General features: G+C 60.8%; 25 protein-coding genes and 1 tRNA gene. 20 read left to right on the forward strand and 6 right to left on the reverse strand.

The genetic code is table 11. The features are described 5' to 3' along the window. Window positions 1-121 precede the first annotated feature (121 nt). The 3 genes from ACSQ2W_RS14240 to ACSQ2W_RS14250 all read left to right on the forward strand — a co-directional run bounded on the left by ACSQ2W_RS14240 (window position 122) and on the right by ACSQ2W_RS14250 (window position 2,967). Window positions 122-562 carry a hypothetical protein gene (locus tag ACSQ2W_RS14240; RefSeq protein WP_436086828.1) on the forward strand — a complete coding sequence of 147 codons (441 nt, stop codon included), beginning with the start codon at window positions 122-124 and terminating at the stop codon, window positions 560-562. Window positions 563-565: 3 nt separating this feature from the next. After that, on the forward strand, window positions 566-1,792 hold the full coding sequence (locus tag ACSQ2W_RS14245; protein WP_436086829.1) for an HlyD family secretion protein: 1,227 nt from the start codon (window positions 566-568) through the stop codon (window positions 1,790-1,792). A 497-nt stretch (window positions 1,793-2,289) separates the two neighbouring features. Further along, complete coding sequence (locus ACSQ2W_RS14250) at window positions 2,290-2,967, forward strand: peroxiredoxin-like family protein (RefSeq protein ID WP_436086830.1); 678 nt, start codon at window positions 2,290-2,292, stop codon at window positions 2,965-2,967. Between the two features lie 271 nt (window positions 2,968-3,238). Here ACSQ2W_RS14250 and ACSQ2W_RS14255 read toward each other — a convergent pair whose 3' ends face one another. Then, window positions 3,239-3,865, reverse strand: a complete 627-nt coding sequence (locus ACSQ2W_RS14255; protein WP_436086831.1) for an HAD family hydrolase — start codon at window positions 3,863-3,865, stop codon at window positions 3,239-3,241. After that, window positions 3,846-4,181, reverse strand: a complete 336-nt coding sequence (locus ACSQ2W_RS14260; protein WP_436086832.1) for a hypothetical protein — start codon at window positions 4,179-4,181, stop codon at window positions 3,846-3,848. The genes ACSQ2W_RS14255 and ACSQ2W_RS14260 overlap by 20 nt, the downstream gene beginning before the upstream one ends. A 467-nt stretch (window positions 4,182-4,648) precedes the next feature. On the opposite strand from ACSQ2W_RS14260, the gene ACSQ2W_RS14265 reads away from it, so the two are divergent. From ACSQ2W_RS14265 to ACSQ2W_RS14285, 5 genes are all read left to right on the forward strand, one after another. Continuing rightward, on the forward strand, window positions 4,649-5,080 hold the full coding sequence (locus tag ACSQ2W_RS14265; RefSeq protein WP_436086833.1) for a hypothetical protein: 432 nt from the start codon (window positions 4,649-4,651) through the stop codon (window positions 5,078-5,080). Between the two features lie 57 nt (window positions 5,081-5,137). Beyond that, window positions 5,138-5,491: a DUF1428 domain-containing protein gene (locus tag ACSQ2W_RS14270; protein ID WP_436086834.1), complete on the forward strand. Its 354-nt coding sequence runs from the start codon at window positions 5,138-5,140 to the stop codon at window positions 5,489-5,491. A gap of 75 nt (window positions 5,492-5,566) precedes the next feature. Then, a complete protein-coding gene (locus tag ACSQ2W_RS14275) occupies window positions 5,567-5,989 on the forward strand; it encodes a secondary thiamine-phosphate synthase enzyme YjbQ (protein ID WP_436086835.1) in 423 nt (140 codons plus the stop codon). Between the two features lie 146 nt (window positions 5,990-6,135). Next, window positions 6,136-6,540 carry a ketosteroid isomerase-related protein gene (locus ACSQ2W_RS14280; protein WP_436086836.1) on the forward strand — a complete coding sequence of 135 codons (405 nt, stop codon included), beginning with the start codon at window positions 6,136-6,138 and terminating at the stop codon, window positions 6,538-6,540. Between the two features lie 274 nt (window positions 6,541-6,814). Next, a complete protein-coding gene (locus tag ACSQ2W_RS14285; RefSeq protein WP_436086837.1) occupies window positions 6,815-7,252 on the forward strand; it encodes a hypothetical protein in 438 nt (145 codons plus the stop codon). 342 nt (window positions 7,253-7,594) lie between these two features. Here the strand turns inward: ACSQ2W_RS14285 and ACSQ2W_RS14290 are convergent, their stop codons facing one another. Continuing rightward, window positions 7,595-8,338, reverse strand: coding sequence for an SIMPL domain-containing protein (locus tag ACSQ2W_RS14290; protein WP_436086838.1), 744 nt, complete (start codon window positions 8,336-8,338; stop codon window positions 7,595-7,597). Between the two features lie 159 nt (window positions 8,339-8,497). On the opposite strand from ACSQ2W_RS14290, the gene ACSQ2W_RS14295 reads away from it, so the two are divergent. The 4 genes from ACSQ2W_RS14295 (at window position 8,498) to ACSQ2W_RS14310 (ending at window position 13,475) form a co-directional block, all read left to right on the forward strand. Further along, window positions 8,498-8,573: transfer RNA gene (locus ACSQ2W_RS14295), tRNA-Ile, on the forward strand. A gap of 581 nt (window positions 8,574-9,154) precedes the next feature. Further along, window positions 9,155-10,315, forward strand: a complete 1,161-nt coding sequence (locus tag ACSQ2W_RS14300) for a hypothetical protein (RefSeq protein WP_436086839.1) — start codon at window positions 9,155-9,157, stop codon at window positions 10,313-10,315. A 121-nt stretch (window positions 10,316-10,436) separates the two neighbouring features. Then, complete coding sequence (locus ACSQ2W_RS14305) at window positions 10,437-11,669, forward strand: RDD family protein (RefSeq protein WP_436086840.1); 1,233 nt, start codon at window positions 10,437-10,439, stop codon at window positions 11,667-11,669. Between the two features lie 138 nt (window positions 11,670-11,807). Continuing rightward, window positions 11,808-13,475 carry an AIPR family protein gene (locus tag ACSQ2W_RS14310; protein ID WP_436086841.1) on the forward strand — a complete coding sequence of 556 codons (1,668 nt, stop codon included), beginning with the start codon at window positions 11,808-11,810 and terminating at the stop codon, window positions 13,473-13,475. A gap of 183 nt (window positions 13,476-13,658) precedes the next feature. Here the strand turns inward: ACSQ2W_RS14310 and ACSQ2W_RS14315 are convergent, their stop codons facing one another. The 3 genes from ACSQ2W_RS14315 to ACSQ2W_RS14325 form a co-directional block, all read right to left on the reverse strand. Continuing rightward, window positions 13,659-13,982 carry a hypothetical protein gene (locus tag ACSQ2W_RS14315; RefSeq protein WP_436086842.1) on the reverse strand — a complete coding sequence of 108 codons (324 nt, stop codon included), beginning with the start codon at window positions 13,980-13,982 and terminating at the stop codon, window positions 13,659-13,661. An 85-nt stretch (window positions 13,983-14,067) separates the two neighbouring features. Then, on the reverse strand, window positions 14,068-14,592 hold the full coding sequence (locus ACSQ2W_RS14320) for a hypothetical protein (protein WP_436086843.1): 525 nt from the start codon (window positions 14,590-14,592) through the stop codon (window positions 14,068-14,070). Between the two features lie 177 nt (window positions 14,593-14,769). Further along, window positions 14,770-14,925, reverse strand: coding sequence for a hypothetical protein (locus tag ACSQ2W_RS14325; protein WP_436086844.1), 156 nt, complete (start codon window positions 14,923-14,925; stop codon window positions 14,770-14,772). A gap of 466 nt (window positions 14,926-15,391) precedes the next feature. Here ACSQ2W_RS14325 and ACSQ2W_RS14330 point away from each other — a divergent pair, with 466 nt between their 5' ends. The 8 genes from ACSQ2W_RS14330 (at window position 15,392) to ACSQ2W_RS14365 (ending at window position 26,567) form a co-directional block, all read left to right on the forward strand. Then, window positions 15,392-16,009: a hypothetical protein gene (locus ACSQ2W_RS14330; protein ID WP_436086845.1), complete on the forward strand. Its 618-nt coding sequence runs from the start codon at window positions 15,392-15,394 to the stop codon at window positions 16,007-16,009. A gap of 44 nt (window positions 16,010-16,053) precedes the next feature. Beyond that, complete coding sequence (locus tag ACSQ2W_RS14335; protein WP_436086846.1) at window positions 16,054-17,970, forward strand: AAA family ATPase; 1,917 nt, start codon at window positions 16,054-16,056, stop codon at window positions 17,968-17,970. A gap of 1,445 nt (window positions 17,971-19,415) precedes the next feature. Beyond that, window positions 19,416-19,574, forward strand: coding sequence for a hypothetical protein (locus tag ACSQ2W_RS14340; protein ID WP_436086847.1), 159 nt, complete (start codon window positions 19,416-19,418; stop codon window positions 19,572-19,574). A gap of 77 nt (window positions 19,575-19,651) precedes the next feature. Then, window positions 19,652-20,422 (forward strand): hypothetical protein, encoded by a 771-nt coding sequence (locus ACSQ2W_RS14345; protein ID WP_436086848.1) that lies wholly within the window; start codon window positions 19,652-19,654, stop codon window positions 20,420-20,422. Beyond that, window positions 20,419-22,812, forward strand: a complete 2,394-nt coding sequence (locus ACSQ2W_RS14350) for a hypothetical protein (RefSeq protein WP_436086849.1) — start codon at window positions 20,419-20,421, stop codon at window positions 22,810-22,812. Before ACSQ2W_RS14345 ends, ACSQ2W_RS14350 begins: the two co-directional genes overlap by 4 nt. After that, window positions 22,809-23,765, forward strand: a complete 957-nt coding sequence (locus tag ACSQ2W_RS14355) for a TniB family NTP-binding protein (protein ID WP_436086850.1) — start codon at window positions 22,809-22,811, stop codon at window positions 23,763-23,765. Before ACSQ2W_RS14350 ends, ACSQ2W_RS14355 begins: the two co-directional genes overlap by 4 nt. Further along, window positions 23,758-25,848, forward strand: coding sequence for a TniQ family protein (locus tag ACSQ2W_RS14360; protein WP_436086851.1), 2,091 nt, complete (start codon window positions 23,758-23,760; stop codon window positions 25,846-25,848). The genes ACSQ2W_RS14355 and ACSQ2W_RS14360 overlap by 8 nt, the downstream gene beginning before the upstream one ends. Then, window positions 25,845-26,567 (forward strand): hypothetical protein, encoded by a 723-nt coding sequence (locus tag ACSQ2W_RS14365; protein WP_436086852.1) that lies wholly within the window; start codon window positions 25,845-25,847, stop codon window positions 26,565-26,567. Before ACSQ2W_RS14360 ends, ACSQ2W_RS14365 begins: the two co-directional genes overlap by 4 nt. The last annotated feature ends 105 nt before the right edge of the window (window positions 26,568-26,672 follow it).

A 26,672-nucleotide genomic window follows, 5' to 3' on the forward strand; every position in this document is an offset into this window, starting at 1 on the left:
CTACACTGGCGGCGGGGGCGTAACGGGACACGGATCGCGCTGAAATCGGCTTCGCCAGACCTGCGGGATCCGTTTCATCCATCTGGGACACTCGGGCGCTTTTTCAGAGGGGGGAAATGCAATGGCGCAAACGCTTCATCCTGCCGCAACTGACCACTTGCCGGTCTTCATCACCGAGCCTGGGCAAACCGATTACCTCTTCAACGCGGTCGTGATCTTTCTGCTGATCGGCGTCCTCGTCCTTGGCAATTTTTACTTTCAGCTTCATGCCTTTCCGGAGCGCCGGGCGCACCGGACCAGCAAGGTGCAGATGGAAATCGTCGCCATTCTGGCCCTGATCTCGCTTTTCACGCACAACCATATCTACTGGATAGCCGGCCTGCTCCTGGCCTTCATCCAGATTCCCGATTTCTCGTCGCCGCTCCATTCGATTGCCCAGTCGCTGGCGAAACTGTCCGGGCGTGATGCCGAAACGGCAGAGAATCCGGCGGTGGTGGCTGAAGAGCCGGTCGAGGCAAGCGAGCCGGCGCAAAGGACGGAAACGCACGGGGGAGGGATCTGAGCCATGTTCGAGTTGATGCTCTGTTCGTTGCTGACGGTCTTCCCCGACTATCTGTTTCGCCGCTATGCCCAGGGTAAGCGGATCGGCCGCGAAATTACCTTCTACACCGTATGGTATGAGCTGCGCTGGGGCATTACCGCCTGTCTGCTCCTGACCATTTCGCTGATCACGCTGATCTTCTACTTCCACCCTTCGACCAAGCACGTCACGGCCGTGTTCCGCACGGTGACGATCCTGCCGGAAACGGTCGGGCGCGTCGATGAGGTCTATGTCGGCAACAACCAGAAGGTCGAAGCGGGGGCACCGCTGTTCCGGCTCGACGGGTCCCAGCAGGAAGCCGCCATGGAGACCGCCCGCCGGCGCATTGCGGAAATCGTTGCCGAGACGCAGGTGGCTGAAACCGAGCTTGCCGGCGCCGATGGCCAGATCACGGAGGCTCGGGGTGCCTATCAGACCGCGGTGGACGAATACGAGATGAAGGCGCAGCTTCTGAAGAGCAACGCCGTGTCCCAGCGCGAGGTCGACCGCCTGCAGACAACCATCGACGGCCGCAAGGGCGCGGTCGATGCAGCACTTGCAAAGAAAAAGACCCTGGAGACGCAGATCGCCGTCCTGCTGCCGGCGCAAAAGGCAAGTGCCGAAGCCGCCCGGGCACAGGCGCAGGTCGACCTCGACAAGACGCTCGTCAGGGCCGGCGTCGCCGGCTCCGTCCAGCAGTTTACGCTGCGGCCCGGCGATGTCGTCAACTCGATGCTGCGGCCCGCCGGTATTCTCGTGCCGACAGAGGCGGGTCGGGTAGCCCTCATCGCCGGTTTCGGGCAGATCGAGGCGCAAGTGATGAAGCCCGGAATGATCGCCGAAGCGACCTGCGTCGGCAAGCCCTTCACCATCATTCCGATGGTCGTCACCGGTGTCCAGGACGTCATCGCCACCGGACAGTTGCGGCCGACGGATCAACTCGTCGATGTGCAGCAAATGGGCCGGCCGGGAACGCTGACCGTCTTTCTGGAGCCGCTCTATCCCGGGGAACTGGAAGGCATTCCGCCGGGAAGCAGCTGCATTGCCAATGCCTATAGCAACAACCACGATGCCCTCGCAGACGAAAACATCGGCACGCTGCGATGGCTGTTTCTTCATGTCGTCGACGCGGTCGGGCTCGTGCACGCCATGATCCTGCGGATGCAGGCCGTACTGCTCCCGGTGCAAACGCTCGTCCTGTCTGGCCATTGAGGCTGAAGGATGCGAGCCAATTTCCTCTTCTCCCCAGCGGGGAGAAGGTGGCGCGCAGCGCCGGATGAGGGGGCCGCTGGCGCCGAACGCCGAAAACCCCCTCATCGCCTCGCCTACGCTCGGCACTTCTCCCCGGGGGGAGAGGAGGTAGCTTGCCGCGATCGCCTTCGCTCCACATGGAACTGCCCTTGAGGGGGGGGTACACGGCAGGGTAGAGGGGTGAGGCGGCCAGTGTCGTGTTACTGTGGTTCGACACGCTGAACAGGGGCAGACGCGTGCCCGGAAGTTCGTTCAGTCTCGCTGTTTACGCTTGCTCATGAGCCGATGTGGGGCCATTCTCTTGCCGGTTAGGCGAAAGGTCAGGCCGTGCAGCGCTTGATGTCGCCCTCGGCGCGGAGCCGAGTGCTCTTTCGTCTTCGAGCAAACGTTTGCGCCAGCGGGCTCGGCCTTGAAGCGTGCGCCTTTTCCCGGCTGGTACCAGGGCGAGGAGGTTGCCCATGTCCACACATTCTGTCGATCACCTGTTACAACCGGGCGACCGGGTCCCGAACATCATGCTGGATGCGATCTCGCGTGAGGGGAAGATCACACTTGATGATTTTCGCGGACGCAGCCCGTTGCTGATCGGTCTGTTTCGAGGCCTGCATTGTCCGTTCTGCCGGCGTTATGTCGCAGCGATGGCACAACTCAACCCGGCCCTGCGCGAAAAAGGCATCGAATCTCTGGCGGTGGTCAACACACCGGTCGAGCGCGCGCGCCTCTATTTTCGTTACCATCCGATACCCGATCTCCTTGCCGCGTCCGACCCCGCGCGAACTTCGCACCGAGCCTTCGGCTTGCCCATCGTCGAGTTCACGCAGAATGAGACCGTCTGGCCAAACAAGGTCGGAATGGACGAGGTCATGACCATGCGGGTCGATCTGCCGGAACTGCCCGAACCGATGGACCCGCCCACGGCAGGCGACCTTCTCAACCAAAAGGATGGCTACGAAATGATGGAAGCCGATCAACAGGTGCGGATAGCCGGCCACATGCAGCTTGTCGGCCACTTCCTGCTCGATCGCGAAGGCGTCGTGCGCTGGAGCTTCACGGAAGTCGAAGACGAAGGCCGAAACGTCTGCCGGGCGCTGAACCCCGAAGAACTGATGTCGGCAGCCTGCGAGGTCGCGCATTGATCGCAAAAACCACGACCACTGTCGCGTGGGCCCGCAGCGGGCGACGCCTGCTCCTTGCAGCACGTCGTTCCCGCGTGCCTCACGGCGGCTTCCCCATTCCGATCTTCCTGATCGTCAAGGCATGGGGGCGGCTTTGGACGATCAACAGGGCGAGAACACCGAAACCTTCACTCCCTACAGCGCCGCGCGTCAAACATGACGCGCAAAGGACGCTGTAGCACTTTGAAACTGCTGCATAATTTTATCCTTAAATCGATTCCGATTTAAGGAATTATGCAGTAGCACTCAAGATAATCCGGCGGACCTCATGCAGATCACGGGTGACGAAGCTGCAGAGAGCTCGAATTTCGTCCGTAGGCTCAAGAAGGTCCGGCACCATCGCGGTCATCATGCCGGCAGCGCACGCCGATCGAACGCCGTTGTGAGAATCCTCCAAGGCCAAGCACAACCGTGGCTCGAACCCTAGCCGCTCAGCAGCCACCAGAAACGGATCCGGGGCCGGTTTGCTGGCAGTATAGTCGCCGTGCCCCACAATTGCGTGAAACCGCCCCCCCAGGTCGTGAGCATTCAAGTGATCCTGGACCCTATGATGAGCCGACGACGTGGCGATAGCCCGAGGAAGCTGCAAATCGTCTAAAGTGTCAAGCAATTCGACCACGCCCGGCTTTAAGGTAAGAGAGGTCGCCGCCATCAGATCAAAATGCCGGAACATGGCCGCGAAGAACTCATCCACGGGAAAGGCCGAACCGTAGAGGTCCAAGAGCAGGCGTCGGCTCTGATCCACGGGACGACCGATCATAAGGCTGCTGGCCGAAGTTAAATCATGCCCGCCTTCGGTCGCTGCCGCAGCAATTGCTCTCTGGTAAAGCGCCTCAGTATCAAAAAGCAGACCGTCCATGTCGAAGACAACGGCGGCTGGGGTCCAGGGAAGATGCAAGGGAAGGTTTACCTGAGCTATGCATGAATTTGCGTGATCGGGCCGCGTGGTTTCCCAGCATGTGGATGACCTCGATGCCGTTGCCGTATTTGACATATGCGATGAGCGGTTGCAACTGATTGGTGCGGCCCGGATATTGGGTGCAGCGTCCGGCAATTTTTGCGACGTCGAACCCGGTACGATGATGGTGGCCTTGGCGACGCTCCCGATAGGCCTTTTGCCCGCCCGTGACCCCAAAAATATCCCCGTTCATTCCCGCCCTTTGCACCCGTGCCATACTCCCCTCGTCCCGCCACGGATACACCGGTTTGCGTTGCCGGCGAGGCGGGGCCGGTGCCCGGACGATTTGGCGAAACGCGCGCGAAATCCCCGGGGCTGCGTGAAAGGCGGTTCTCCTCCGGTTCGCAAATGAACCGGGCGTGCCGGGCATGTCCCACCGCGGCGGGTCACCCCGCCGGACGGCTTTGCCGTCCACCGGTCCAGGGCCTGCCCCACCTATTGAAAGGCCTGGCGGATAAGCGGCCGGGCCGGGGCATTGGAGGCTTCTCGTGACAGGAGAAGCGCAGAAGAACCTGAGAAGCGCGGCAAAAGACACCGAAGCGGGGCACATCGCGTGTCACCTACTATTACCCACTAAGGCACCCGATGTGCCCCGGCCGATCCCGCCGTCCCTCTGGCCGGCAAACTGAAGAAAATGTCAAGCCGCGGGCGAAAAACGCCGCGTGAACGAGAAGGTGTGTCCGCATGGAAGAGCAGACAAAAAAGGAAGAGCCGGTTCAGCGTAAAATCCTGTGGGGCAAGCAGATGCCGTTTCTGCAGTTCGTCGTGCTGTCGCGCATGGCCGTGAACAACATGGAGATATCCCCCTTCTGCGGCTTGCGCCGCTGCGCCCGCAAGGGGCACTGCGCCGGCAAGCTGATACCGCGGAAAATCCCGCCGGTTCTCGGCGATAGCGACGATCTTACCGTCTGGCTGCCGCTCTGCATTGCCGGTGCCGACGATCAGTGGCTGGAGGGCTTCATCACTTATTGGCACGCCTGCCGCGACGCGTATTTCGTGCGTCCCATTCGCCCGCCGGAGGCTGAGCCCGAGATCCCGCCGCTGTGCGAGGAGTGGCCGCATGCCGATGCGTGCGATCCGCAGACACTGCCGCCTTTTCTCTATCCCCTCGGTTGACGATCCGGCTTGCCGCTCCATTTCGCTTGGCATGGTTCACAGTGGAGGAAACCTCAAATGCACTATGTCGACGGATTTATTGTCGCCGTGCCGAAGGGCAATATCGAGGCTTACAAGGATATGGCCCGTACCGCCGGCGAAGTCTGGAAGGAATATGGCGCGCTGTCCTATGTCGAGTGCATCGGCGACGATGTGCCCTATGGCGAACTCACCTCCTTCCCGCGCGCCGTCCAGGCAAAGGACGACGAGGTCGTGGTCTTTTCCTGGATCACCTATCCCTCGCGCGAGGAGCGCGATCAGATCAACGCCAAGGTCATGGCCGACCCGCGGCTTGCGAGCGACAAATGGACCATGCCCTTCGACGGCAAGCGCATGATCTATGGTGGCTTCAAGAGCTTCCTGGAGCTATGAGGGCTGCTCGATGAACGAAAAACGGTGACCCTGCCTGACGAACGAAATGCGGGCAGGGCCCGGAAAAAGGACGCCATGCCACAGACGATCATCAGCCTGTCGACGCGCGGAGCCGGTCTCTACGAATTCACGCACGAGGCGCAGGCCTTTGTTCATAAGAGCGGTCTGGAGGAAGGGCTGCTCACCGTCTTCGTCCGCCACACCTCCTGTTCGCTCCTCATCCAGGAGAATGCCGACCCCGACGTCAGGCGAGATCTCGACCAGTTCTTCAAGCGTCTGGTGCCGCCGTCGAGCGATCCGTCGATGCGCTGGATCATCCACACGGCGGAAGGACCCGACGACATGCCGGCCCATATCAAGGCGGCGCTGACGCAGGTCTCGATCGGCATTCCGCTCAGTGGCGGCCGCCTGGTGCTCGGCACCTGGCAGGGGCTTTATCTGTTTGAACACCGCGACCGGCCGCACCGGCGCGAGATCGTCCTGCATCTCGGGCGGTGATTGTCGGCTTTGTGCTGGACAAGCGGCCACCGGCCGGTGCAGTCTGGCCCCGGTATCTGTTTCCATTCCGGAACAAAATCAGGGCTTTGGCGTTATTCTCAGCCGGTCACCGCAAGGCTCCGGCTCGACAATCAGGGGGACGTTCGTTGACCGACGCGCAGACGATAGCCAGCCGCTTCATGGAGGCCCTGAACGAGCGGGATTTCGATACGCTCGCCACCTTTCTCGATGAGGACGTGGCGCTGGATTCGCTGACCGGACAGCGGACCATAGGCGCCGGCCCGCTGCGCATGGGCGTCATGAGCTATTTCCGACATTTCGACGAGACCTTCGGCGACATGGTGCTCATGCACGATGCGCTGGGCCAGCGCGTCGCCATCGACGCAACCGCCCGCGGCACCTACCGCGAAACCATGCCAGGCTTCCCCGCCGCCAGCGGCCAGTCCTATTCGATCCCCAGCGTCTTCGTCTTCGAATTCGAAAACGGCGCCGTCACCCGGCTCAGCCACTACCGTAACATTCGCGTCTTCGAAAAAGAGCTCGCCCGCTAGCCTGCATAATTCCTTGAATCAATCGATTTAAGGATAAAATTATGCAGCAGTTTCAAGATGCTACAGCGTCCTTTTGCGCGTCATGTTTGACGCGCGGCGCTGTAGCCCGACGCTTCTCTTCGAGCGATTCGTTCCGCGCCCCGGCCACCTGAACCGCCGATGAACGGCGAGTTCCGATTCCGTTCAGCCGCCCCGGCTTACCTTCCCTCCATGCCCCGAAACGAAAACCCACGGGCGGACGTTTGAATTTTGGACCCAACACGGAGAAACACTCATGAGACAGATCCTTACAAAACTGGCACTTGCCGGCTTCATCGGTCTGACGGGTCTCGGCGCAACGGTCGCCCCGGCCGTCGCCGACACGCTGACATTCGGCATCCATTCCGGCGGCGCCGTTGATGTTCAATACCGTGATCGCGACGGCTATGGCGACGAAGGCGACTGGGGCCGGGATCGCGACGGCTATGGCGACGAACGCGACTGGGGCCGGGATCGCCGCCATCGCCCGGACTGGGGTGACGGCTGGGGTCGTGAGCGTCGCGGCCGTTGCGCTCCCTGGCTCGCCGTCGACAAGGCGCGTGACTACGGTCTGCGCCGGGCCTATGTGGCCGACGTGTCGCGGCGCCGCGTCGTGGTCGAGGGCCGCCGTCACGGCGATTACCGCCGGATCGTCTTCGCCAACGCACGCGGTTGCCCGGTCATCGGCCGCTAAGGGCACGCCGCCCTTGGCGCTGGCATCAGCGGTTCTCCGCCTCGTCGCCCCCCGGCCGGCGGAAAGTCTCGCCCTTCGCGGTTCGCCCGCGGGGGGCGTCGCCGTTTTATCGCCGCCGTCGGGCAGTCTGCGGCGCAACGACATCCTATTGCCGGCTTGTGCCCGGCCGCATGAAGCACCCCGCCACAAGGGCGGGCATGAGGGCCGGGCATGGGGGCCGGGCATGGGGGCCGGGCATGGGGGCCGGATTGAGACGCTGCTTTGCCCCATGATCACGGGTTCACCAAAATAAAACCCCGCCGAAGCGGGGTCCGATTTTCCACGGTCGTCTGCGACCTGATATTATTGCGCAATCGCGAAGGTGACGTTGACGGTGACGTTGTAGCTGTTTTCTCCCGCCGCGATCGGCACGGCATCGGCGGCATATTCCTTTGCCATCGTGCGCATCATCGGCAGCGGTTGGGGCCGGGATGAGTTCTCTGAAATCTCAATGATGCGGCCGAGAGCGACGCCGGCGGCCTCCGAAAGCACCTTGGCCTTGGCGACGGCATCGGCCACCGCCTGCTTGCGGGCTTCGGTGATCGTCGCTTCCGGCTGGTCGTTGGTGAACTGGATCGAACCGCCCTGGTTGACACCGAGCGTCACCGACTGGTCGATGATCGCGCCGAGCTTGGCCAAGTCGCGCACCTTGATGGTCAGCGAATTGGCGACCTGGTAGCCGATCAGGACCGGCGGGCGGCTGCCGCCATCGCTGTTGTCCGGATACTGGTACTGCGGATTGACCGCAAAGCCCGAGGTCTGCAGATCGCGCTCGGCAATGCCGGCGCTCTTCAGCGCGTTGAGCACGTCCGCCATCGCCTTGTTGTTGGCGTCGAGCGCCTCGCGGGCGGTTTTTGCATCCTTGACGACGCTGAACGACAGGATCGCCATGTCGGGCGCCACTTCCGAATGGCCCTCGCCGTAAACGGTGATCACCGCTTCGCGCGGCGTGTTATCCTGCGCGAAGGCCGCCGCGCTTGCGATGCCCGCAAAGGCAGTCGCCAGCATGGCGGTCCTGAGGCGGCGGAAAAGATAGGCTGAGGTCATGGATGGGTTCTTTCCGGTTGTGTCTCGTCCCTGCCACCCTTCATGATGATTGATTGTGTAGGGATTGCGGCGACGTCTTGTGGGAAAACCCGTTTTCCGCTAGAGCCAGTCCACCGCCGTCTGCCATTGGCCGGCGGGATACCGGCTGCAACCGGGGCAGGGCCTGTAGCTCAATGGTTAGAGCCGGCGGCTCATAACCGCTTGGTTGGGGGTTCGAGTCCCTCCGGGCCCACCATTTCTTTCTAGTTCGTCAGACTCGATGATTTTTTCGTCAAAGCGATTGTCCCGCCAATCGTTGTTTTCATTAGAGAAACGGTGTTTGGGGGTGTTTGATACTCTTGAATCGTGCTCCGTCGTCGAGTGACGTTCTTAATTTGGAGCCGGCACTCTCGAATTTCGTCGGAGTCACCAGTTTGTCCCAGCGAGCGCTGTTTTGTCCCTGACGCTTCATGGAATCGCTCAAAAGGTTTGTCCCTACGAGCGCTGTTTTGTCCCTGACGTTTCAATAGATTTGTCCCCGAGATCAAAACCTGCTTTTCCTCATTCCAAGTCTTTGATTTACTTCCAAGTGGCGGGAAGCCATACGGCTCAGCCGAGGGCCCCTTCCTCAATATGAATTGTCGCTGAGGCATCAATGCAAATTTGTTGCGCCGCTCCAGGGGTAGGAGCTTGGGCGGTTGAAGGCTGACTCAAGCTTGATCCTCACATCGCAGGCCGTCCATAAGCCGAAACTGTGACATCACCCGGTTCGCATTGTTGAGCACGATGTCATTCGGACTTATGTCTAGGCGACCGATCTCGAACTCCAGGCACCGCATGACCCTCGAAGAATTCACCGCGCAACTGAACGGCTCCACCTTCTGGAAAGAGTTCACGTTCTCACAGAACCAGTTTTCGCCGCGGCCTGGCCAGGAACTCGAACTCGCCGATAGCTTCGTCTGGCTCGGCGACACGGCCTTCATCATCCAGATGAAAGAGCGGGCCGAACCAAAGGACGATCCCGAAGCCGAAAGGCGCTGGTTCAAGGACGCAATCCTGCGGACTGCAGTACGGCAGATCAAGGACTCGCTCCGTTTCTTGAACGAGCACGCTTCGATCTCGATCGCCAATGAGCGCGGGCAGCGGCACGACGTGAGTGGCGATGATATCCAGCATATCGAAAAGATCATCCTCTATGCCGCTGGTCCGTCACTGCCGGAAGATTGTCGGCGCATTCAGTACCATGCTAGCCAGACCGCTGGTTTCATCCACGTATTCGAGCGGGATACCTACAGCCATGTCGTCAAGACCCTTGCGGTTCCCGAGGAGGTGCGGCGGTACCTGGAGTATCGGCAGAATGCCCTTCTAGCGCTCTCGGATGCCAAGGTGACCGTTGTCGAGGCGGACATCCTCGCTGCCTACATGTCAGACGAGGCGCTACCAACGCCGACATCGCACAAGGCGCTGGACCGCCTATTCGACGATGCCGCCCAGACTGACCTGTCGCCGATCATGAACCGTCTTGCCGACCACATCCAAAACCCGGACAGCGGTAGTGACTACGTCCGCATCCTCATCGAATTCGCCAAACTGCCCAGGTCGGGCTGGAGGGCGGCCAAGGAACGACTGGACCTCGTTATCAACCAAGCCAAGAATGGCGAATTCGAACGCCCCTATCGTTTCGCATTCCCGCCTACCGATTGCAGTTTTATGTTCTCGCCGTTCTTTCCTGGAATGCAGACCACCGGCCCCGAGGGCGAGCAGACGAGGAGGACGGGCCTCCTGAACCTGACTACTGTCGCCAAATACCTCGGCGAAACCGCCAAGGGGGTCGGCGTCCTCGCCTCGAAAGACGGTGATCACTTCCATCTCGATTGGTGCCTGATCGATCATGCCTGGGAACAGGACCCCGATCTCGAGGCCCACCTTGAACGTGGCAACCTGTTCGGTGCCGTCAGGGAGAAAAAGATCGACGGGTACTATTTCGTCAACGAATAGATCAAAGCCGCCAGTGACTGGCCATGGCCATCGGCGGTGAACCTCAAAGCCCGCCTATTATGCAACTTTACGGGTTGGTCCGCCCTTGCTAAACCTTTCCCGGGCAGAGGGCGCAAGAAGCATGGCGATTTGGTACTACACGATAGGACAGGAACGTAAGGGACCTGCCAGCGAAGAGGAAATCCGCGGCCTGATCGAAAGCGGGAAAATCGTCCCTCAAGCGTATGTATGGCGCGACGGTATGACGAACTGGAAGGTTGCGGGCGAACATCCCGACTTCGCGGACGTCTTCGTCACGCCACCTCCCCTCCCAACATCGGCCATCCCGCCCAACTTCCCGCCCCCTGCGTTCCAGCCTGTTGCGACGAAACCTGGTGTTGTCCTTACCTCGCGACCCTGGCCGCGGTTCTGGGCGAGGTTCTTCGACAACCTGCTCTTCGTACCATTGTTGGGGTTCGGGATCGGCCTCTGGTCAGCCGTGTATGCGCCGGACATCTACATAAAACTCGTAGCCATGAACGAAGTTCTGTTCAGCCTCATGATTATGCCTCTGGTCGCCTTATTGCTTGCGGTCAGCATGACATTGCTCGGCAGCACACCAGGCAAGGCCATTGTCGGTGTGCAGGTCCCCGTTCCGCCAGGAAGCAGTCGGTTCTGGTTCTACCTAACCCGAGAGTTCAAGGTGTGGATCGCGGGTCTCGGGATGGGTATTCCGTTTGTCGCCCTCTTCACCCAGGTTGCCCAGTACCGTCGCCTAGCGTCTGGCCGCCCAGCCAGCTACGACGAGGGCAATCCATCAATCGTCGCCACCCCGGGTAGACTGCGCCTCGGCATAGCCGTTGCATTGGTTGCAGCCCTTCTCATCGGCAACACCATCTTGCGGACAGAGGACAAGAGGGCCGCGAACAATCTCACAGCCACTCAGACCTGGGTTAGCCCCGTGACGAGTAAGTCAGCGACAATAGGCAAATCCTGGCAGCCTCAGCCTGTCGATGCCGACAGTGGGAGCGCATTCTATTTCGTCGCAAGTGAATTGCTTTCCGAGGCTATCTTCGGCCACGAGACGCTTCCCTCGGATAACGTTGATACCACGACATACGCGAACGCCATCAAGGATGCGATCGCGTCGGAGATCACTATCAACTCCGAGTGGCGACCAGTGCAAGTGAACGGCATGCCAGGGGTACGAGCGACGGGGATTTCAACGAGAGCATCAGATGCCAATGTCGAGGTGACAATTGTCGTCAGCGGGCGAAATGCGTGGCGAACCTTGATGTTCACCCGAGGTAGCTCCGCCGAACAACTGACCGAGAAGGATCGGTTCGTGAATGCCATGTTTGGGACCGCCAACTGAACAACCTTCTTCGGCTATCGCGTATGAAATAGGTAGAAGTGCCAGGATTTAACGAAATTCGTGAATTAATCATATTGGTACTGTGCAGTCTTCCAGTAAGGCGTGTAAATCCAAATCACCTTCAATCGAGTTAGCTACATGCCTGCCGTTTCACCAATCGAATGGGATATCGTCGAAGCGAGAGTATCTACGGCAATGGCTCGCTACGGGCTTCAAGGGCCATCACTTGCTTTTCTTTACCTCGTGCTGGAGCAGTATTTCCCGGACAGGTCGTCAGACTATCCGGAAATGATCGTTGACGGGGGCAACGATCTCGGTGTGGATGCCATAGAAATCCTCGAGCGCGAGGACCGAGCGGAAGTCTTCATTTTTCAATCGAAACATCGAACCTCATTGGCATCAACCGATCGAACGATCAATGACGGGGAGGTCCTGAGAATTGGGGCCTTCCTTCATGGGCTTTTCGACAGGGAAGATCGGCTGCTAAAAACCGGAAACCTTCAGTTGACTGAAGCCGTGGCGCGAATTTGGCAACTCCACAAAAACGGTGTCATTTGCCGCTATCGCGTCGTCTTCTGCAGCAACGGTAAGGGATTGACCCCTTCTGCTAAATCAATCTTCGACAGCACGTTGAATTCTATGCCTAGCGTTGACTACGAGGTCTACGGTCCGGCCGAGATAATGCGTGACATCGGGTCAACCGGCCGAGAACGCGAAATTGGTTGCCTTCAGGTAATCGGGAAAGAAGCATTCGAACGAACCGACGGAGATATCCGCGGGGTCATAGCGTCTGTTGACGCACGATCATTTGTCGAAATGATCCAAACCTCCGACAAGAAGTCAATCAAGCGGCATTTGTTCGACGAGAACCTGAGAATCTTCCTCGGGGCGAATGGCGGATACAACAGCAATATCATCCAAACGGCAGTCTCAGATGACAGCCATTTGTTCTGGTATCTAAACAACGGCATTACGATCACTTGCAAGGGCTATGCTTTCAACAAGGGGCACTCGAATCCCGTAATCCGGATTGAAGACTTCCAGATCGTGAACGGCGCTCAAACCTCGCACTCGCTCCTCGAAGCCTACAAGAAATCACCTGAGGCGTTTGAGAACGTTGTGTTGATGGTGCGCGTTTACGCCACGGCACGAAGTGACATAACTGAAAGGGTTGCCGTCGCGACCAACAGCCAGGCGCGCATCCAGGCTCGCGATCTGAGGGCCAACCACTCCGTTCTGAAAAAACTTGAGATTGCCTTCCACGACCGCGGCTACTTTTTCGAACGCAAGCGCAACATGCACGCCGACCGTGACCCCAAGAAGCGTGTTGATGCGCTGAAGCTGGGTCAGATACTGCTCTCGTATGAATTGGGTGAACCTGATCGGGCGAAAGCCGATTCCGACACTATTTTTGGGGAGCGTTTCAATGTGATCTTCCACGAGCATCACGTCATCGATGACCTATGCCGTCTGGTCGAGCTCTATCGGTTGATTGAGGAGATGCGTGACGCCTATGCTTCCCGGCAACGAGATGTGATTGAACCACCGACAGGCGAGCATCAGTATCTTGTCTACGGCCATTGGTTCGTGCTGTACGCTGCTCATTTGATCCTCACGCAAAAGAAGGCCCCGTTGCCAGTCGATGACGAGGCTCGAAAGCTCGTTTTGGAGGCCTTGACGCTCGTGGCTAACGCATGCGCCAACGTGAAAAGCACCGCGCACTATCAACTCTTTCGAAGCTCCAAAACAAAGGGGCGCATTATTGCTGAATTAGAAGGGCTTCAGATGAACCTCTTTGATCTTTAAAGGGCATTTCCGAGTTGAGACGCGGATGGATCGCAATCGTCTTTAATCATCTGGCATTGTGATGGACGATGGTACGAGACAGTACACCTTCATAGGTCCGGTTCAGGAACCGAATAGAGATTAGCAACAAAAAAGGCTCCGCATGCGGAGCCTTTACTAAGGTAGAACTACGAGGCTGCTAGATCAGGCGAACTCGAGACGCTCGATGCGGCCCAATTCTATGCCACGAGTAAGTGCTGCACGGGCAGCAGTCGGGTTCGCTTTAGACCAGTTGTCGAAGAGCGCTACGATCGCCTCCGGTTGATACTTGGCGATCCATTTCCCAATGCGCTCGATCGAATAAGCCTCAAGCCAGTCTGCTCGTTCCCAGATCAAGACGAATTCCTTCACCGCATCGACCGCAACCTGTCGCGTGGACGCATCATCGAAATGACGGCCAAGAACTGACCGATCGCTAGGGCGGAAGGTGCCCAGTCGGGAGATCAAAATCTTTACGTCTTCAGACATGGCTCACTCCATGAGCGTGTAACGCTATCGCACTATGCGACAAGAACCTTGCGCAAGAATTAAGCGCGCTCCCTTACAGAACACGCTAGTCGTAGTCAACGACTACATCAACCCCTAGTTCCCTGAATCGGTCGGCAACGAGATCGATTTGTTCCTTTTTTGGCGGCTTTTGTCGGCAATACCGACCGGAGTTTGCGTTGATCACCCAATGGAGGGCATCGTTCTCATCCTCGTCGAATGCAAGCTCGCCCGCAATCCTGGCATGTCCCTCACCGATGAGCGTAGGATGACCAAGTTTCTTATCCTCAGACGGATGCCTCAAACCTCGTCTCCGTGGATACCCGGGGTAGATCGTTTCAGGCTTCTCGATCGCCAACTCTTCAACCGCGACGACTATCTTGCCATCCTCGTCCATTGCCCAGATGTAGCTCTTTGCCCTCAGCGCGTAGCGCATGAGTTTGGTCTGAGCCAGCTTATCCAGCTCACACAAAGTCGTTGCCAAACCTTTGTTCAGGTCTGAAAGGGATTCAGGTGTACGCCCTTTTTCCCAGTCATCAACCTTTTCCGGAAGCCGTGGAGTACCGAATTGAACGTTCAAGTCTTCAGACATTTGCGCGATTCTTATATTTGTTCTGGACTTGCGACTATCAAATGAAGTCGGCGCAGGAAAGAGGGGGTACTCGTTTTACGCTACTTTTCGCGTTGAAGGCGAATTTTTCGGCAGCTTGAACCGTCGGCTGCCGCATCCCCAACTATTCCGCGAGATGCGGTGTCCGACAGGTACGCCTTAGATTCCCATAAGCTTGTCGAATTCGTCATTCGTGAAAGGGAAGACCTCAAACTCATCCCTGAGGTCTTCGAATGACATCGGATCGCACCCATAGGTGCCGATGTCGGCGAGATTGGCGATGTAGTCGGACATGACGCGGTTGGCGTTGAACATGGCAAGTGTCTCCTATTCCGCGCATCGGTGGCGGCGGGTATCGTTTTGAATCGGATGTGAGAAGCGGCGATCCCCCTCGGGATCAGCGACCTATTCGAAACGGGAGGCGGGCTACGGACATGGTGAACACCCCTGTGAAATGACGAATGCGGAAAACGCCGTCGCGGCGTGAGCCGGCGGGGTCATATTCGCGCGCTATTCCTGCGAACCTGGGTCATCGATTTTGTCCTTCGAGCGGAATGGTCGTCGCTCAGGACGTCGACAAATAATCCGGAATTTCAGCGAGTCAACCGGGCACTCCCGAAAAAGTTGACGAAAGTTTTTTTACAGTGCCCGGTTGATTTTCTTATTTTGTTCGCTAAATGTTCCCGTATGAACAAAAACCCGCACCACCTCATACGAATAGGTTGACCTCCGCTGCCGCGATGACCGCGGCGACGACCAACCCTTTTTGTCCGAGGATGCCATGGGAATTGCCAAGCAGGCCGCCACGTTGCGCGCCGCCAGAAACTCCGCGACGATCAGAACCTTTCATCCGGCCGGCACAGTAAAGTGCGATGGCGTGCGCCTCTTCCGCTCCCAGTCGGCGCGCGATGTCGGGTGCATGCTGGACGTCAACCCGTCGGTGGTATCGTGGCGTTGTATGCCGATGCCTTTCGGCGCTGGCGGGATCGCACATGTTCCCGACTTCCAGGTCTTCGACGAAGACGGCAGCACCCTGTATCTCGACGCACCTGACCGAGCCATGTCCGTGGACACCACCCTCCTTGCGACCGAGGCAGAGCGCCTGAACGCCCGCTACAGGTTACTCGATCGAGGCGAAATCTACGACGGTTTCAGGCTGCGGAACGCCAAGGACCTGCTGCGCTATGCCGCGACCGTCACGCCCCTCGGGGATCGGCTCAGGTTGCTGGCCGCGCTCGATGAACACGGTTCCCTGCCGCTTGCGGAATGCCTCAAGGCTTTCCAGGAAACGAGGCCCGTTCCCGGGATCGCGTCGCTCATTCTCCATGGTTACGTCGAGGTGAACCTTGACGATGCGCCGCTCGGTCCCGAGACGGCGGTGCGGCGGATATCGCGGTGATCTGATCCCGCATGTCCGATCGTGAACCATGAGAGAACCTCCCGATGTCCTACAGATCAGCCAGTCGGCCGAAGTCGCCACCACATCTCGCCGTCGCGGTTGCGCGATGCGGCGTCCGCAATGCCCTTAGGCCTTTCCTTCGCCGCGATAACCTCGCCTTTATCGCCGTGCTCATCGCGCCCGAGGACACGGCTGACTACTATCGGCGTGCAGTGTCGAGCCTCATCCAAGACCCCCCGCATGTCGATGAGTATGGCAACGATACCGCCGCTGTATTCACCGTTGCCGAGTCCACCATCGACCCGCGGTCGGTCTATGACCGTATCAAGCACGCTCGTCAGGTTGTTGTCGTCACGGAGAGGCGCGAATACCTGCCCGCGGATTTCCTGGCGGGTGCCGATCTGGTCATGGACGTGGTCAGGCCTACGCCCGAACATTTTATTGCGGCGGCCCGGGAGTCGAAGGTGCCGGGCATGACCCGGAAGCATGCCGAATTCCTGTCGACCATGTCATTCGACGCGATCCTGGTGGCGGTCAGACCAGCGCGACCGCTCATGAGTTCGGTGCGTCAGATGAAGCGCATGGCGGCACAAACCGTCGATCCGGAGCCGGCCGCGGAGAAACTGCCATCGTTGGGTCTCGAGAACATGCACGGCTATGGGAAAGCCAAGGACTGGGGCCTCCAGCTTGCAGTCGACCTGCGCGCCTGGCGTGACGGAGACATCGCTTGGGACGATGTCGATCGCGGCGCGCTGCTCTTTGGTCCTCCTGGATGTGGGAAAACCAGCTATGCACAGGCTTTGGCAAACTCCTGCGGCGTCAAGCTGATCATCGCCTCGGCCGCACGGTGGCAGGCAGCCGGTCATCTCGGAGATTACCTGAAAGCGATGCGGTCGGCCTTCGCCGAGGCGGCGAAAAACGCGCCGAGCCTGCTCTTCATCGATGAATTCGACAGCTTTGGCGACCGCGAATCCGGGGGCGGCAGCGACCACCGCGACTACAGGAGGCAGGTGATCAACGGGATGCTGGAGTGCCTCGATCCCGTGGAAGGCCGTGAGGGCGTTGTGGTGGTGGCAGCCACCAACAACCCCGATGCCATCGATCGCGCCCTTCTTCGCTCCGGGCGGCTCGAAACCCAAATCGAAATCCCGCTGCCGGATGCCGCCGCCAGAGTGGAAATCCTGCGCCACCATCTTCGCGATAACGCAATCCGCGGCGACCTTGCCCAATTCGTGTCGGCAACGAACGGCTGGTCGGGTGCCGACATCGAGAAGCTCACTCGGGATGCCCGTCGCCTTGCTCGCCGCAGGGGAACACCCCTCGACGAGCGCATCCTCATGGAAGCGATGCCCGAACGCTACGTCCTGAGCGCCGCCGAAGTGCGCCGCACCGCCGTCCATGAAGCGGGACACGCTATCATCGGGACCGTCCTTGGCTCCGAGACCCTGGTCTCAGTAGCCATCTCGCGCGAGGCTCCCGTTGCGGGAGTTGTCGGAAGGGTGGGTACGACGACTTTCGTGCCGCAGAAAGGCGGTATCAGGAACGCCGCCTACTACGACGACTGGATCGCGATGCTCCTTGCCGGGACCGCTGCCGAACTCGTGGTGCTGGGCGACAGGGGTGATGGTGCCGGCGGCGCGCCGTCCTCGGACCTGATGCTGGCGAGCGACGCCGCGACCCGTGTTGAACGGCAGCTCGGTCTCGGTGCAAACCTGTCTGCCGACCTCGGCAAGGGTGATCGCCCGCTCGAACACCTGCGCGCTAGCGATCCCGACCTCCGTCGCCTCGTGGACGCCCGCCTGAGGACACAGTTCGACCGTGCCGTCGACCTGCTCGGCGGGTATCGGCCGCAGCTCGATCACCTGGTCGAACTGCTTCTTTCGAACGGTATCGTCATGGACGCGCAGGTTCGCGACCTCTTTGGCGAGCCGATCCCGAATGCCGCATCCGTCAGGACGTGACGGCTAACGGCGCGTCGGTCCGCCCCGATGTCGGGCGGGCCGACGCAAACTTCGATCGGTCGTAGATGTTCCAAAGGAAGGATTATGACGTGCTGAAGACCTCGAAATCGATGACCCGAGCCGGAATTCATGACTTCAATAGGCAGAAAATGCATTTTCTGGAGGCGACATATGAACTTGGTTAATTTTTGGTTCTGTGCCGTTTCGCATCAAATTCTCACGGCTCGAAAGGTGCGCAGAAAGCTGCACGCCGGAATCTTTTATTCAACCATTGGTAGCGAATGCACCTCTCGCGATGCTCGAAAATCCAAGTATTCAGGCCTGTTCGGGCGCATCGTCGCAAGGAATCACGGAGAAAATATTCAAGAACTCGTCAAGGAGTTGCGTTGCGCGGAATTCCTTCCGGAGCGTGGGCCGCTAGCAATGACTCGCAATTCGAATCCTTTCAGCCGTCCGGGTCGCCCGCTCGACGCCAACGTCCGGCACGGTGACTGGCGTCGGCGTCCACGGGATGGTCGTCGCGGACCACGACTTGTGTCCGGGGTCCGGCCCGAGGTCCGGCGAGCCCGGCAATCCGATCTCTCGAACTGCATCCGCTTGGGTGTCGCCCGCACGACCGATCCCGGCATGCGCCAATCCCCCGTCCAAGGACTCGAGAATGCAGAAATCGCCCGCTTGCGCGACCAAGGAATCGTCGGAAAAAATCCAAGAACTCGTGCAGAAATTAATTCAAGGATTCAATTAGATAAATGCCAACACTTAGAATGCGCCGTTCGGCTCCAGTCACGGGCATGCCGATCCCAGGGCATCGAAAACGGGAAAACGCGTCAGGCGTGCACCGAGGGGGCAATCCGTCCGTTCGCCGTCGGACGCGGGACATGTCCGCATGGACCGTCGGAGAGGCCGTCGGGGATGGGTCACGGGGTCTTCGGCATCTTGCTTTGTCCGAAGACATCGACTTATCTCCGGGCTGTCGACGCCGGGACGAGGTCTCCACCGCCCCATCTCAGGTCGAGGCGCAGAACGGGAAACGGGTCGCGTTGGACCGCGACCCGTATTGAGGCTGGCCTGTTCACAGCAGGTGACAGCCGGATGGCTCAAACTACAAGGAAAAAGCCATGGCGAAGAGTTACCCCGGCTAGCGGGGCATTACAACAGGAAAACCGGCTACTTGGGCTGATGACGCGTAAAGCGTTAACGGCGCTGGCGGAGCCGTGTCTTCCAGCGGACCGCCTGTCGGTTTCCGGGGCACTTGTCGCGGAAACGGCTCGCAGGGCGGATGTCCGGGCGACGGAGCGAATAGGCGGGCGGCACGGGCCGCTTGCCGCCGCTCCGCCCTGACCCGCGGCGCGGCAACGGTCGAAGCTTCAACGACATAGACGGCGAAAGCCGGATTTCCAATCGACCCGTCGTCACCGACGAACGGGCAACAGAAGGACTGTGCCATGAATCTCGTCAGGAACGCTTTCACCGGGTGCCTTCATCTCGGCTCCATGGACTTCGATCTCGAAGGCCTCGCCCAGATCAGCGCCGTCGAACTCGATGAGGAGTTGCAGCGCATGATCTGCTCCGTTTCCGGCCGCCCGGACCACAACGGCCTCTAACCCCTAACCCCACAGCAATGGCAGACCCGGAGCGGGAACCCGGTTCCCGCGACCGGCGGAGCTATGGAAAGGCGCAGATGAAGCACGTCTTCACCGAACCCTACGAACAGGGCCGCACCGTCAAGGACCGCGCCCGCCACCCGACCCTTCCGGGTGTCTTCCCGACCAGGAAGGCCACGACACCCTGGGTCAGGACCAGACTGCCCCTTATGGCGGACGGCTTGATCCACCTCGAGACCGATCCGTGCGTCATCCGCATCGCGGTCTACCCGCCCAAGCTCGAGTATTCCGTCTGGAACGACATCTCCCGGCGCTCGAAGGTCAGGACCGTGTCTCCCGATGTCGCGGTCCAGGAAGACGACGGCCACGTCACCGTCATCGAGTATGTCCCCGTGGCCATCCAGGACGAGCGTGCGGGCTTCGCAGAACGTGTCCGTGTCCTCAGGGAAATCTACCGCGAGGAACACGGCTGCGGCTACGCCGTGCATTCCGAGCTCTCGGTCCGTATCGAACCGAGAATGACGAACCTGCGCCGCCAGTACGAGCACAGCTTCGTGGACGACCGACCCGCGCTCGAGGCCGTGCGGGATGCGCTCTATCGCCATGGGCTTCCATCGACGATCGGCGCTGTACGCGCCGCCGTGAGCCTGCCGCCGCCCGTCTATCAGGTCCTCGGAAGGACCAACGAGGCGGTCTTCTCGCGCACGCTCGATGAAATCGACCGCCACTTCACCGCCCTCATGCAGCTCGCCCACAGGGGCGAGATCGAGATCGACATCTCGCGTCCATACGACAACCGCTCCGTCGTCCGCTGGCCGCGCTACAGCCCAAAGGAGAACGCACGATGAGTATCTACGCCAGACCCGGCGACTTCCTCAATTTCGGGAGTCTGCCGGTCGCCATCACGGCCGCCGAACTCGAGGTTCCGAAGCACGACTTCGCGGCCCCGCTTTCCCAGCCCGTCTCGATCTCCGTGAACGAGAAATACATGATCTTCAGTCCCGGCCGCCGCAAGGTCGGACACTATGCCGTGCGGTCGTGGGATGCCGACGATCATCACGGGGCCGTCGCCACCCTCGTCAACATCTTCGGCGGCGGCACGCTCTATCTCACGAACTACCAGCTCGTGACCCTCGAACGGGAAGGCCGCTTCAAGCCCTACAAGTCCTCCGGCAGCATCGTAAACGACGGCCAGACCCTCGCGCTCAAGGACTGGCAGCGCGAAAGCGCCAAGAAGTGGCTGGGATACGTTACCGAAATCGCCTCAGCCGCCGAAAGGCGCGGCTGTCCGGCTGACAAGGCCCTGATCCTCCAGGTCGCGGCTGACCGTGCCGACCGTCTCGGCGACAATCCACCGCCCTCCTATAGCCGCCTCAGGCAGAAGCTCGCCGTCTACTACGAAAACCACTACGACCCGCTCGTCGCGCTCGCGCCGAAGGTACCGCCCGGCAACCTGATCACGAGCTTCTCGTCACTCACCGAACGGTTGCTGGAGGATGCCGTCCATCAGGTCAGCACCCAGACCGAAGGGGACTGGGACGACGTGAAAACGCTGTTCCTGCACTGGGCGGCGCTGCCTGAAAACGAGGCCGTCGGAAAGGAAGTCTTCGACGGGAGCGGCAAATACCGCGGCCCTTCCGACAGCACGATCCAGCGTCGCTGGGCCAAGGTCGACAACTTCGTCAAGTATGCCAACAGGTACGGCCCCGAGGCGGCACAGAAGAAGTTCAACATCTACATCCGCCAGGTCTTGCCGGACAGCGCCCTCGATACCGTGGACGTTGACTGGACGCAGGCTGACGTGACGGTCATCGACGACGTGTATCCCGTGTTCTGGGAGCGCCCGTGGCTTTGTGTCTTCCGCGACCGCTGCACGGCCGCGGTCGTGGGCTTTGCGGTTTCCTTCGAGGGGCCGAGCTATATCGGCACTCTCGCCGCGCTGAAGCACGCGATCTATCCCAAGGACATGTCCGCGTTTCCAGGGCTGGTCTATCTCCCGTATGGCCTGCCCGCGAAAGTGGGCGTCGATCTGGCGATGGAGAACCTGTCGGAGAACATGCGTTCGGCCGCCGCCGAGCTCGGTTTCCGGATCGTGGAATACCGCGGCTCCCACGGATGGGAAAAGGGCGGTATCGAACGCACGTTCAGGGTCATCAACCAGGACGTACTCCATATCGCGCCGGGTTCGACGTTCTCCAATCCGCAGCGCCGCAAGGAATACGACGACGCCAAGAAGGCGGGGCTGCCGGTGCTGACGCTGTCGGAGCTCGAAGCCTGGCTCCTGACCTACTTCGCGACGAAGTACCACACTCGCCCCGTCAAGGGCATCGGGGTCCTCCGTTCGATGAAGGCGATCCCCAACGACAAGTGGGCTGCCACGATCAAGCAGGCTCCGCCGCGGCGTCCTGTCGATCCACTCGTTTTCGCGCGCCTAGCCGGCGATTTCACCTACAGGACCATCCAGAACGACGGCATCCTGTGGGATTGCCTGCGCTACGCCGATCCGGGCCTCGCTGCCTTCACGGCCGACCCTAAGCACTGCATGGCGGCAGACCGCTCGGAAACGACGAGGTACAAGTGCGTGCGCGATCCGAATGACCTCGCCCGCATCTGGGTGGTCAACCACCACGTCAACCCGCCGACCTTCATCGAGGTGCCAATCTCTGGATCGGATGCCGCATACGCCACGGGCATGACGCTCGCACGCCACCGCGCCATCCAGAAGGTCTATCGCGAGCGTTTGAACGAGGACGCGGCCTCGGTGACCGACCTTCTGTCCCTTCGCGACACGATGACTGACGAGCTCAGGGAGCTGAACGAGCGCCGCAGGACGATGCGCGTCAAGCACAACTTCGAGCGCTTCTTTGCAGGCCTCAAGCGCAAGTTCGCCCGCAGCCGCATCGTCGATCCCGTCCACAGCGGCGCGGCCAGCGCCGAGCGCATGCGGATTGACGAACCGTTCGAGCCGGCCCCGGCGAACAGGTCCCGCGTCGACGCGGAATCCCGCCGCGGCCGCACGCCCGAGGAAATCTTCACGCCGGGGCTCGAAGTCGAAGGCGACGGCCACGCCGTCCCGCTTTCCGGCGATCCCCTTGTAGGACACTCGGCGGACATCGAGCCACGCACCCGGCGCACGCAGGTCGCGCCGCCGCCGCTCGACGGTTGCACCGATACCGAGGCCCGCACGTCCGCGGCGGACCTCTTCGACAGGTTCCACAGCGAAGGAGAAGACGAATGAGGGTATTTCCGCAGTTCAACGTCACCGCCATGGTGACCCCCGAACAGCGCGCCGAGGCGGCATCCCGTCCCCCGGCCGAACGCCAGGCCATGGTCCGCGACGTGCTGTTCCGCAGTGACGACTTCCTCGCGCGGTTCAAGGACATCAAGCGCTTCCATATGCCCGTCGAGGGCGGCACCCCCGATGTCGGCCAGGTCGGAACGCTGCTCGGCGACTACCGCAGCGGCAAGTCCTTCGTTCTCCAGTACTTCGCCAGCAAGCATCCTCCGGTCCAGACCGAAACGGGCTACCAATATCCCGTGCTTTACGTCGAAGCCCGCCGTGACTGGAATTCGATGTCGCTTGGCCGTGAAATCTACGACGCGACGGCCGCCGCCGCGATCCCCAATCTCTCCGCGGCCACGATCAATAAAATGGCGACGACGAGGCTCATGAAAATGGGCGTCAAGCTACTCGTCATCGACGACGCGCACGCGATCCTGAACGATCGTGGCCAGCGCAGGACCGTCGCAATGTCGCTGGTCAAGTACGTCGCCGACCGCCGCTTCTGCAATGTCCTACTGGTGGGCCATCCCTCGATCGAGAAGGCGATGCTGGAAATTCCGGAGATCGAGGGACGCGGCGGTCTACCCCGTTTCCGCATGCGCAGGTACGACCAGAACAGCGTGGAGGACCGCCAGCGGCTCCAGTACTTCCTCCACGGTGTCGACCGCCTCCTGCCGTTCCGCGAACTGTCGGGGCTTGGCGAGAACGAATATGTCGCCGACTTCTTCCACATCTGCCGCGGCACGATCGGCTGGCCGATGAACGTCATCACGGCCGCTGCTTTCTTCGCCATCAACGACAACAGTCCCCGCATCACCCTCCAACACCTGCGCCGCGCCGCCGCCGAGCGCCTTTCGCTGGACGCTGACTACGTGCCCTTCGGCCGCGGAGGTGACCGCCATGTTTGATCGTCTGACTATGCCGTTCAGCAACTGGGCTATCGAACCCGGGCGAGTGGAAGGTGGTCATGCCTACGTCTGTCGCCTCGTGGACGACGAAGGGCACGACAGCATGCGGGTCTATTCCAGCTGGATCGAAGTCAATGGTCGTAACATCGTGCCCTCCGCGATGCTGGAGGTCGTATCCAGCCTGCCGATCACGGACGAGCGGCGTCGCCAGCTGGCGCACGCCACCCCGGTGGAGAGGGACGGGTCGTACTGGCTGGGCGGCCAGCGCTTCGCCCTGCGCGACCTTTCGTTCTCCACGAGGCGCTGGTGCGCGGCCTGTCTCGCAGAGAAGGCTTATCACCGCAGCTGGTGGGACATCGTCGCGGTACGTCGGTGTCCCTACCACGACCTCGAACTCGTCGACCGCGATATCGACGGCCGGCCGGTCGGATGGTGGTGGCCGAGGTTCGACGTCACGAAGAGCGGGCGCGATCTCGCCTGCGCACGCATGCCGAGGGTGCTGCGCAGCGGGACGCTCGCCGCCTACCTGCTGATGCGCATGGGCTACGAGGAGCGCTGGAGCGCGCCGCTTCTCGACAGACTGGACGCGACCGATGCGATCGACCTCTGCCACCTGGTCGGCCGCCTGGTGTCCAACCCGAAGTCGGAGGCAATCCCCGATCTGACGTCCCGCACGGCGGACGTCGGCTACCGCGCCCTGCGAAGCGACCGTTCGCATCTGGTGGCCGTCGTTGCCAGGTGGCTGTCGAATAACGTTCCGAGCGCCGACATCGACGACTCCTATTCGAACGTGTTCAGCTGGGCGTATCTCCAAGCCCGCTCGCTCCCGGACCTGCCTACGCGCCGCATGCTTCTGGCCCTCTTCCGTAAGGCGCACTCTGCCGCCCTGACAGGCAGCCGCGTTCTCGACGCCGATGACGACGACGCGGTTAGCCTGACGACGCTGGCCGACGATCTCGGGGTCGACCGCCGCGGTGTCGCCAGTCTCGTCAGCGCCATCGGATCGGTCGATACCGGGAAGTGTGGCAGAAGGCGGGTCTCCTTCGACACATCCCAGGCCGCCGCGATCAGGCGGGAAATCGACGCGTTGTTGACGAGGAACCAGGCGGGCGAGCTGCTGGGCGTTCCGGGCTGGGAGGTCGAGCCTCTCGTGACGGCTGGCTATCTCCGCCCCGTCACCCACATGTCCGGCCAGACCCGGGGTCTCCGGTTCCTGCGCCGTCAGGTGGACGACATCCTGGGAAACCTCGCGGACGTGCCCGTCGTGCAGGGCGAGACATCGCGGAAATTCGTCACGTACTGCCGCTCCGGAAAGCTCCGTGCCGGCGACGTGGCGGTCGCGATCCTGAAGGGAGAGGTCGGCGTCGTCCGCGTCGAACCCAGTCAGCGGGGGTTTCGGGGTCTTCATATCTCGGTTGGCGCTGCCACCGCCAGGACTTCCGCTTCGAACGTGCCGCTCGTCTCGATGGCTGAAGCCGAGGCGATCATGAACCTGAACAGGGGTACTCTCGGCTGGCTGTTGGAGAACGGGAAGCTCGGCCCCGCGTCACGAACGCCGAAGCTTTGCCTGCTCGATCGGAGCGCCGTCGAGGACTTCGCGGGCCGTTACCGCAGTGCCGTCGAGTTCTCGGGACCGCTCGGGACGACCAACGCCGGTCTTGTCCGACGCCTTGCAGGGATCGGCGCTTCGCCGCTCGTCTCTTCGACGGACGGCGCGCTGTTCAACACCGTGGTGGCGCGGGATGCCGTCATGGCGGCTTTCGGTCTGGAGCGCGACCCGTCGGTCCTGGACGACGACGGTCTCACGTCCTTCTGGGCGGTGCTCAGGTCCCTGGCGCGGACGCATTGCCCCGGGTTCAAGTTCCCGGCGCGCCTGCCTGCGGTCGGTCAGCGCGTCTGGCGCGGCGACCGGAAGGGAAGCGTCTTCTTGGAGTTCGATCCCGTTGCCCGCGAGGTCCACTACCGCCTCATCGGCCGTCGGTTTCTCGAAGATCGCCGCGACGACGGCCGCCGGCACCGTTTGCCGGTCACAAGCAACCCACTGCCCATCATCGATCTCATCAGCATGGAGTGTACTGCGTGAACGCAAAGAAGATCGAATACCCGGCATTCGCCTCTCGCCCTGTTCTGTCTCTCCCCAATCCGCCCAAGCTGCTTCCCGATGCCTCGAACGATGCCGCTTTCTCCGAGCCTCCTGCTCGCGGAGGGCGTCGAGGCTGGGACGATACCAAGCTCACCATCACGCGAAAGCCGCGGCCCGGGCAGGTCTATTTCATCGCGGCCGCTTCCGGAGCTCGCGCACCCGAATTCGAAGGATACCATCCGGGTGTGATCATCCGCGTATCTCCCCACTTTACGGCAGATGCCTGCACGGTAGTCTACGTCCCACTCACGAGGCACGAGCCTGACGGCGGTTCTGGAAGGGTACTGCCCTACATCCACCAGCTTTCGGCAGCCCCCGGGCCGGACGGTGAGAGACCTGCGTGGGCTGTGTGCGATCATATCATGACGGCCAACGTCTGCAGGTTGGAACGTTTTCACTATCCCGGCGAAGGGCCGCGGATTCCCGACATCTCCCGTGAGGACTTCCGCGCGATCAACGAATGCCTTGGAGTCGCCATGCCGTCGGTGCGCAACCAGATCGAAGCGCGCATGATCGCCGGGTTCGACCGTGAACGGGAGGAACTCCTTCGTCGCCACGCGGAGGAAGTTGCCCGCCTGAAAGGAGAATACGACGAACGGATGGCCGCTCGCGAGTTCGAATTGATGGACGACCTTACCAGTCCGAAAAAAGTCGACTGAAGCTGTTGACGTCTTTCGGGGTGCCCGGTATCTCTTGGTTCTGATCTGAGGATCAGCACAGGTTCTGGCGACAGGGCCAATCGATATTTCTGGTCTGCGGGCCAG

The sequence above is a fragment of the Pararhizobium sp. LjRoot255 genome (assembly GCF_964252905.1).
GTDB lineage: Bacteria > Pseudomonadota > Alphaproteobacteria > Rhizobiales > Rhizobiaceae > Pararhizobium.

Excerpts from the sequence above, each read along its gene's own strand:
- ACSQ2W_RS14310 (WP_436086841.1), top strand. The coding sequence starts at position 11,808 with ATGCCTGCCGTTTCACCAATCGAATGGGATATCGTCGAAGCGAGAGTA.
- ACSQ2W_RS14320 (WP_436086843.1), bottom strand. The coding sequence starts at position 14,592 with ATGTCTGAAGACTTGAACGTTCAATTCGGTACTCCACGGCTTCCGGAA.
- ACSQ2W_RS14330 (WP_436086845.1), top strand. The coding sequence starts at position 15,392 with ATGGGAATTGCCAAGCAGGCCGCCACGTTGCGCGCCGCCAGAAACTCC.
- ACSQ2W_RS14355 (WP_436086850.1), top strand. The coding sequence starts at position 22,809 with ATGAGGGTATTTCCGCAGTTCAACGTCACCGCCATGGTGACCCCCGAA.
- ACSQ2W_RS14360 (WP_436086851.1), top strand. The coding sequence starts at position 23,758 with ATGTTTGATCGTCTGACTATGCCGTTCAGCAACTGGGCTATCGAACCC.
- ACSQ2W_RS14265 (WP_436086833.1), top strand. The coding sequence starts at position 4,649 with ATGGAAGAGCAGACAAAAAAGGAAGAGCCGGTTCAGCGTAAAATCCTG.
- ACSQ2W_RS14250 (WP_436086830.1), top strand. The coding sequence starts at position 2,290 with ATGTCCACACATTCTGTCGATCACCTGTTACAACCGGGCGACCGGGTC.
- ACSQ2W_RS14335 (WP_436086846.1), top strand. The coding sequence starts at position 16,054 with ATGTCCTACAGATCAGCCAGTCGGCCGAAGTCGCCACCACATCTCGCC.
- ACSQ2W_RS14255 (WP_436086831.1), bottom strand. The coding sequence starts at position 3,865 with ATGGACGGTCTGCTTTTTGATACTGAGGCGCTTTACCAGAGAGCAATT.
- ACSQ2W_RS14345 (WP_436086848.1), top strand. The coding sequence starts at position 19,652 with ATGAAGCACGTCTTCACCGAACCCTACGAACAGGGCCGCACCGTCAAG.
- ACSQ2W_RS14270 (WP_436086834.1), top strand. The coding sequence starts at position 5,138 with ATGCACTATGTCGACGGATTTATTGTCGCCGTGCCGAAGGGCAATATC.
- ACSQ2W_RS14305 (WP_436086840.1), top strand. The coding sequence starts at position 10,437 with ATGGCGATTTGGTACTACACGATAGGACAGGAACGTAAGGGACCTGCC.
- ACSQ2W_RS14325 (WP_436086844.1), bottom strand. The coding sequence starts at position 14,925 with ATGTTCAACGCCAACCGCGTCATGTCCGACTACATCGCCAATCTCGCC.
- ACSQ2W_RS14275 (WP_436086835.1), top strand. The coding sequence starts at position 5,567 with ATGCCACAGACGATCATCAGCCTGTCGACGCGCGGAGCCGGTCTCTAC.
- ACSQ2W_RS14340 (WP_436086847.1), top strand. The coding sequence starts at position 19,416 with ATGAATCTCGTCAGGAACGCTTTCACCGGGTGCCTTCATCTCGGCTCC.
- ACSQ2W_RS14300 (WP_436086839.1), top strand. The coding sequence starts at position 9,155 with ATGACCCTCGAAGAATTCACCGCGCAACTGAACGGCTCCACCTTCTGG.
- ACSQ2W_RS14260 (WP_436086832.1), bottom strand. The coding sequence starts at position 4,181 with ATGGCACGGGTGCAAAGGGCGGGAATGAACGGGGATATTTTTGGGGTC.
- ACSQ2W_RS14315 (WP_436086842.1), bottom strand. The coding sequence starts at position 13,982 with ATGTCTGAAGACGTAAAGATTTTGATCTCCCGACTGGGCACCTTCCGC.
- ACSQ2W_RS14285 (WP_436086837.1), top strand. The coding sequence starts at position 6,815 with ATGAGACAGATCCTTACAAAACTGGCACTTGCCGGCTTCATCGGTCTG.
- ACSQ2W_RS14240 (WP_436086828.1), top strand. The coding sequence starts at position 122 with ATGGCGCAAACGCTTCATCCTGCCGCAACTGACCACTTGCCGGTCTTC.
- ACSQ2W_RS14290 (WP_436086838.1), bottom strand. The coding sequence starts at position 8,338 with ATGACCTCAGCCTATCTTTTCCGCCGCCTCAGGACCGCCATGCTGGCG.
- ACSQ2W_RS14350 (WP_436086849.1), top strand. The coding sequence starts at position 20,419 with ATGAGTATCTACGCCAGACCCGGCGACTTCCTCAATTTCGGGAGTCTG.
- ACSQ2W_RS14245 (WP_436086829.1), top strand. The coding sequence starts at position 566 with ATGTTCGAGTTGATGCTCTGTTCGTTGCTGACGGTCTTCCCCGACTAT.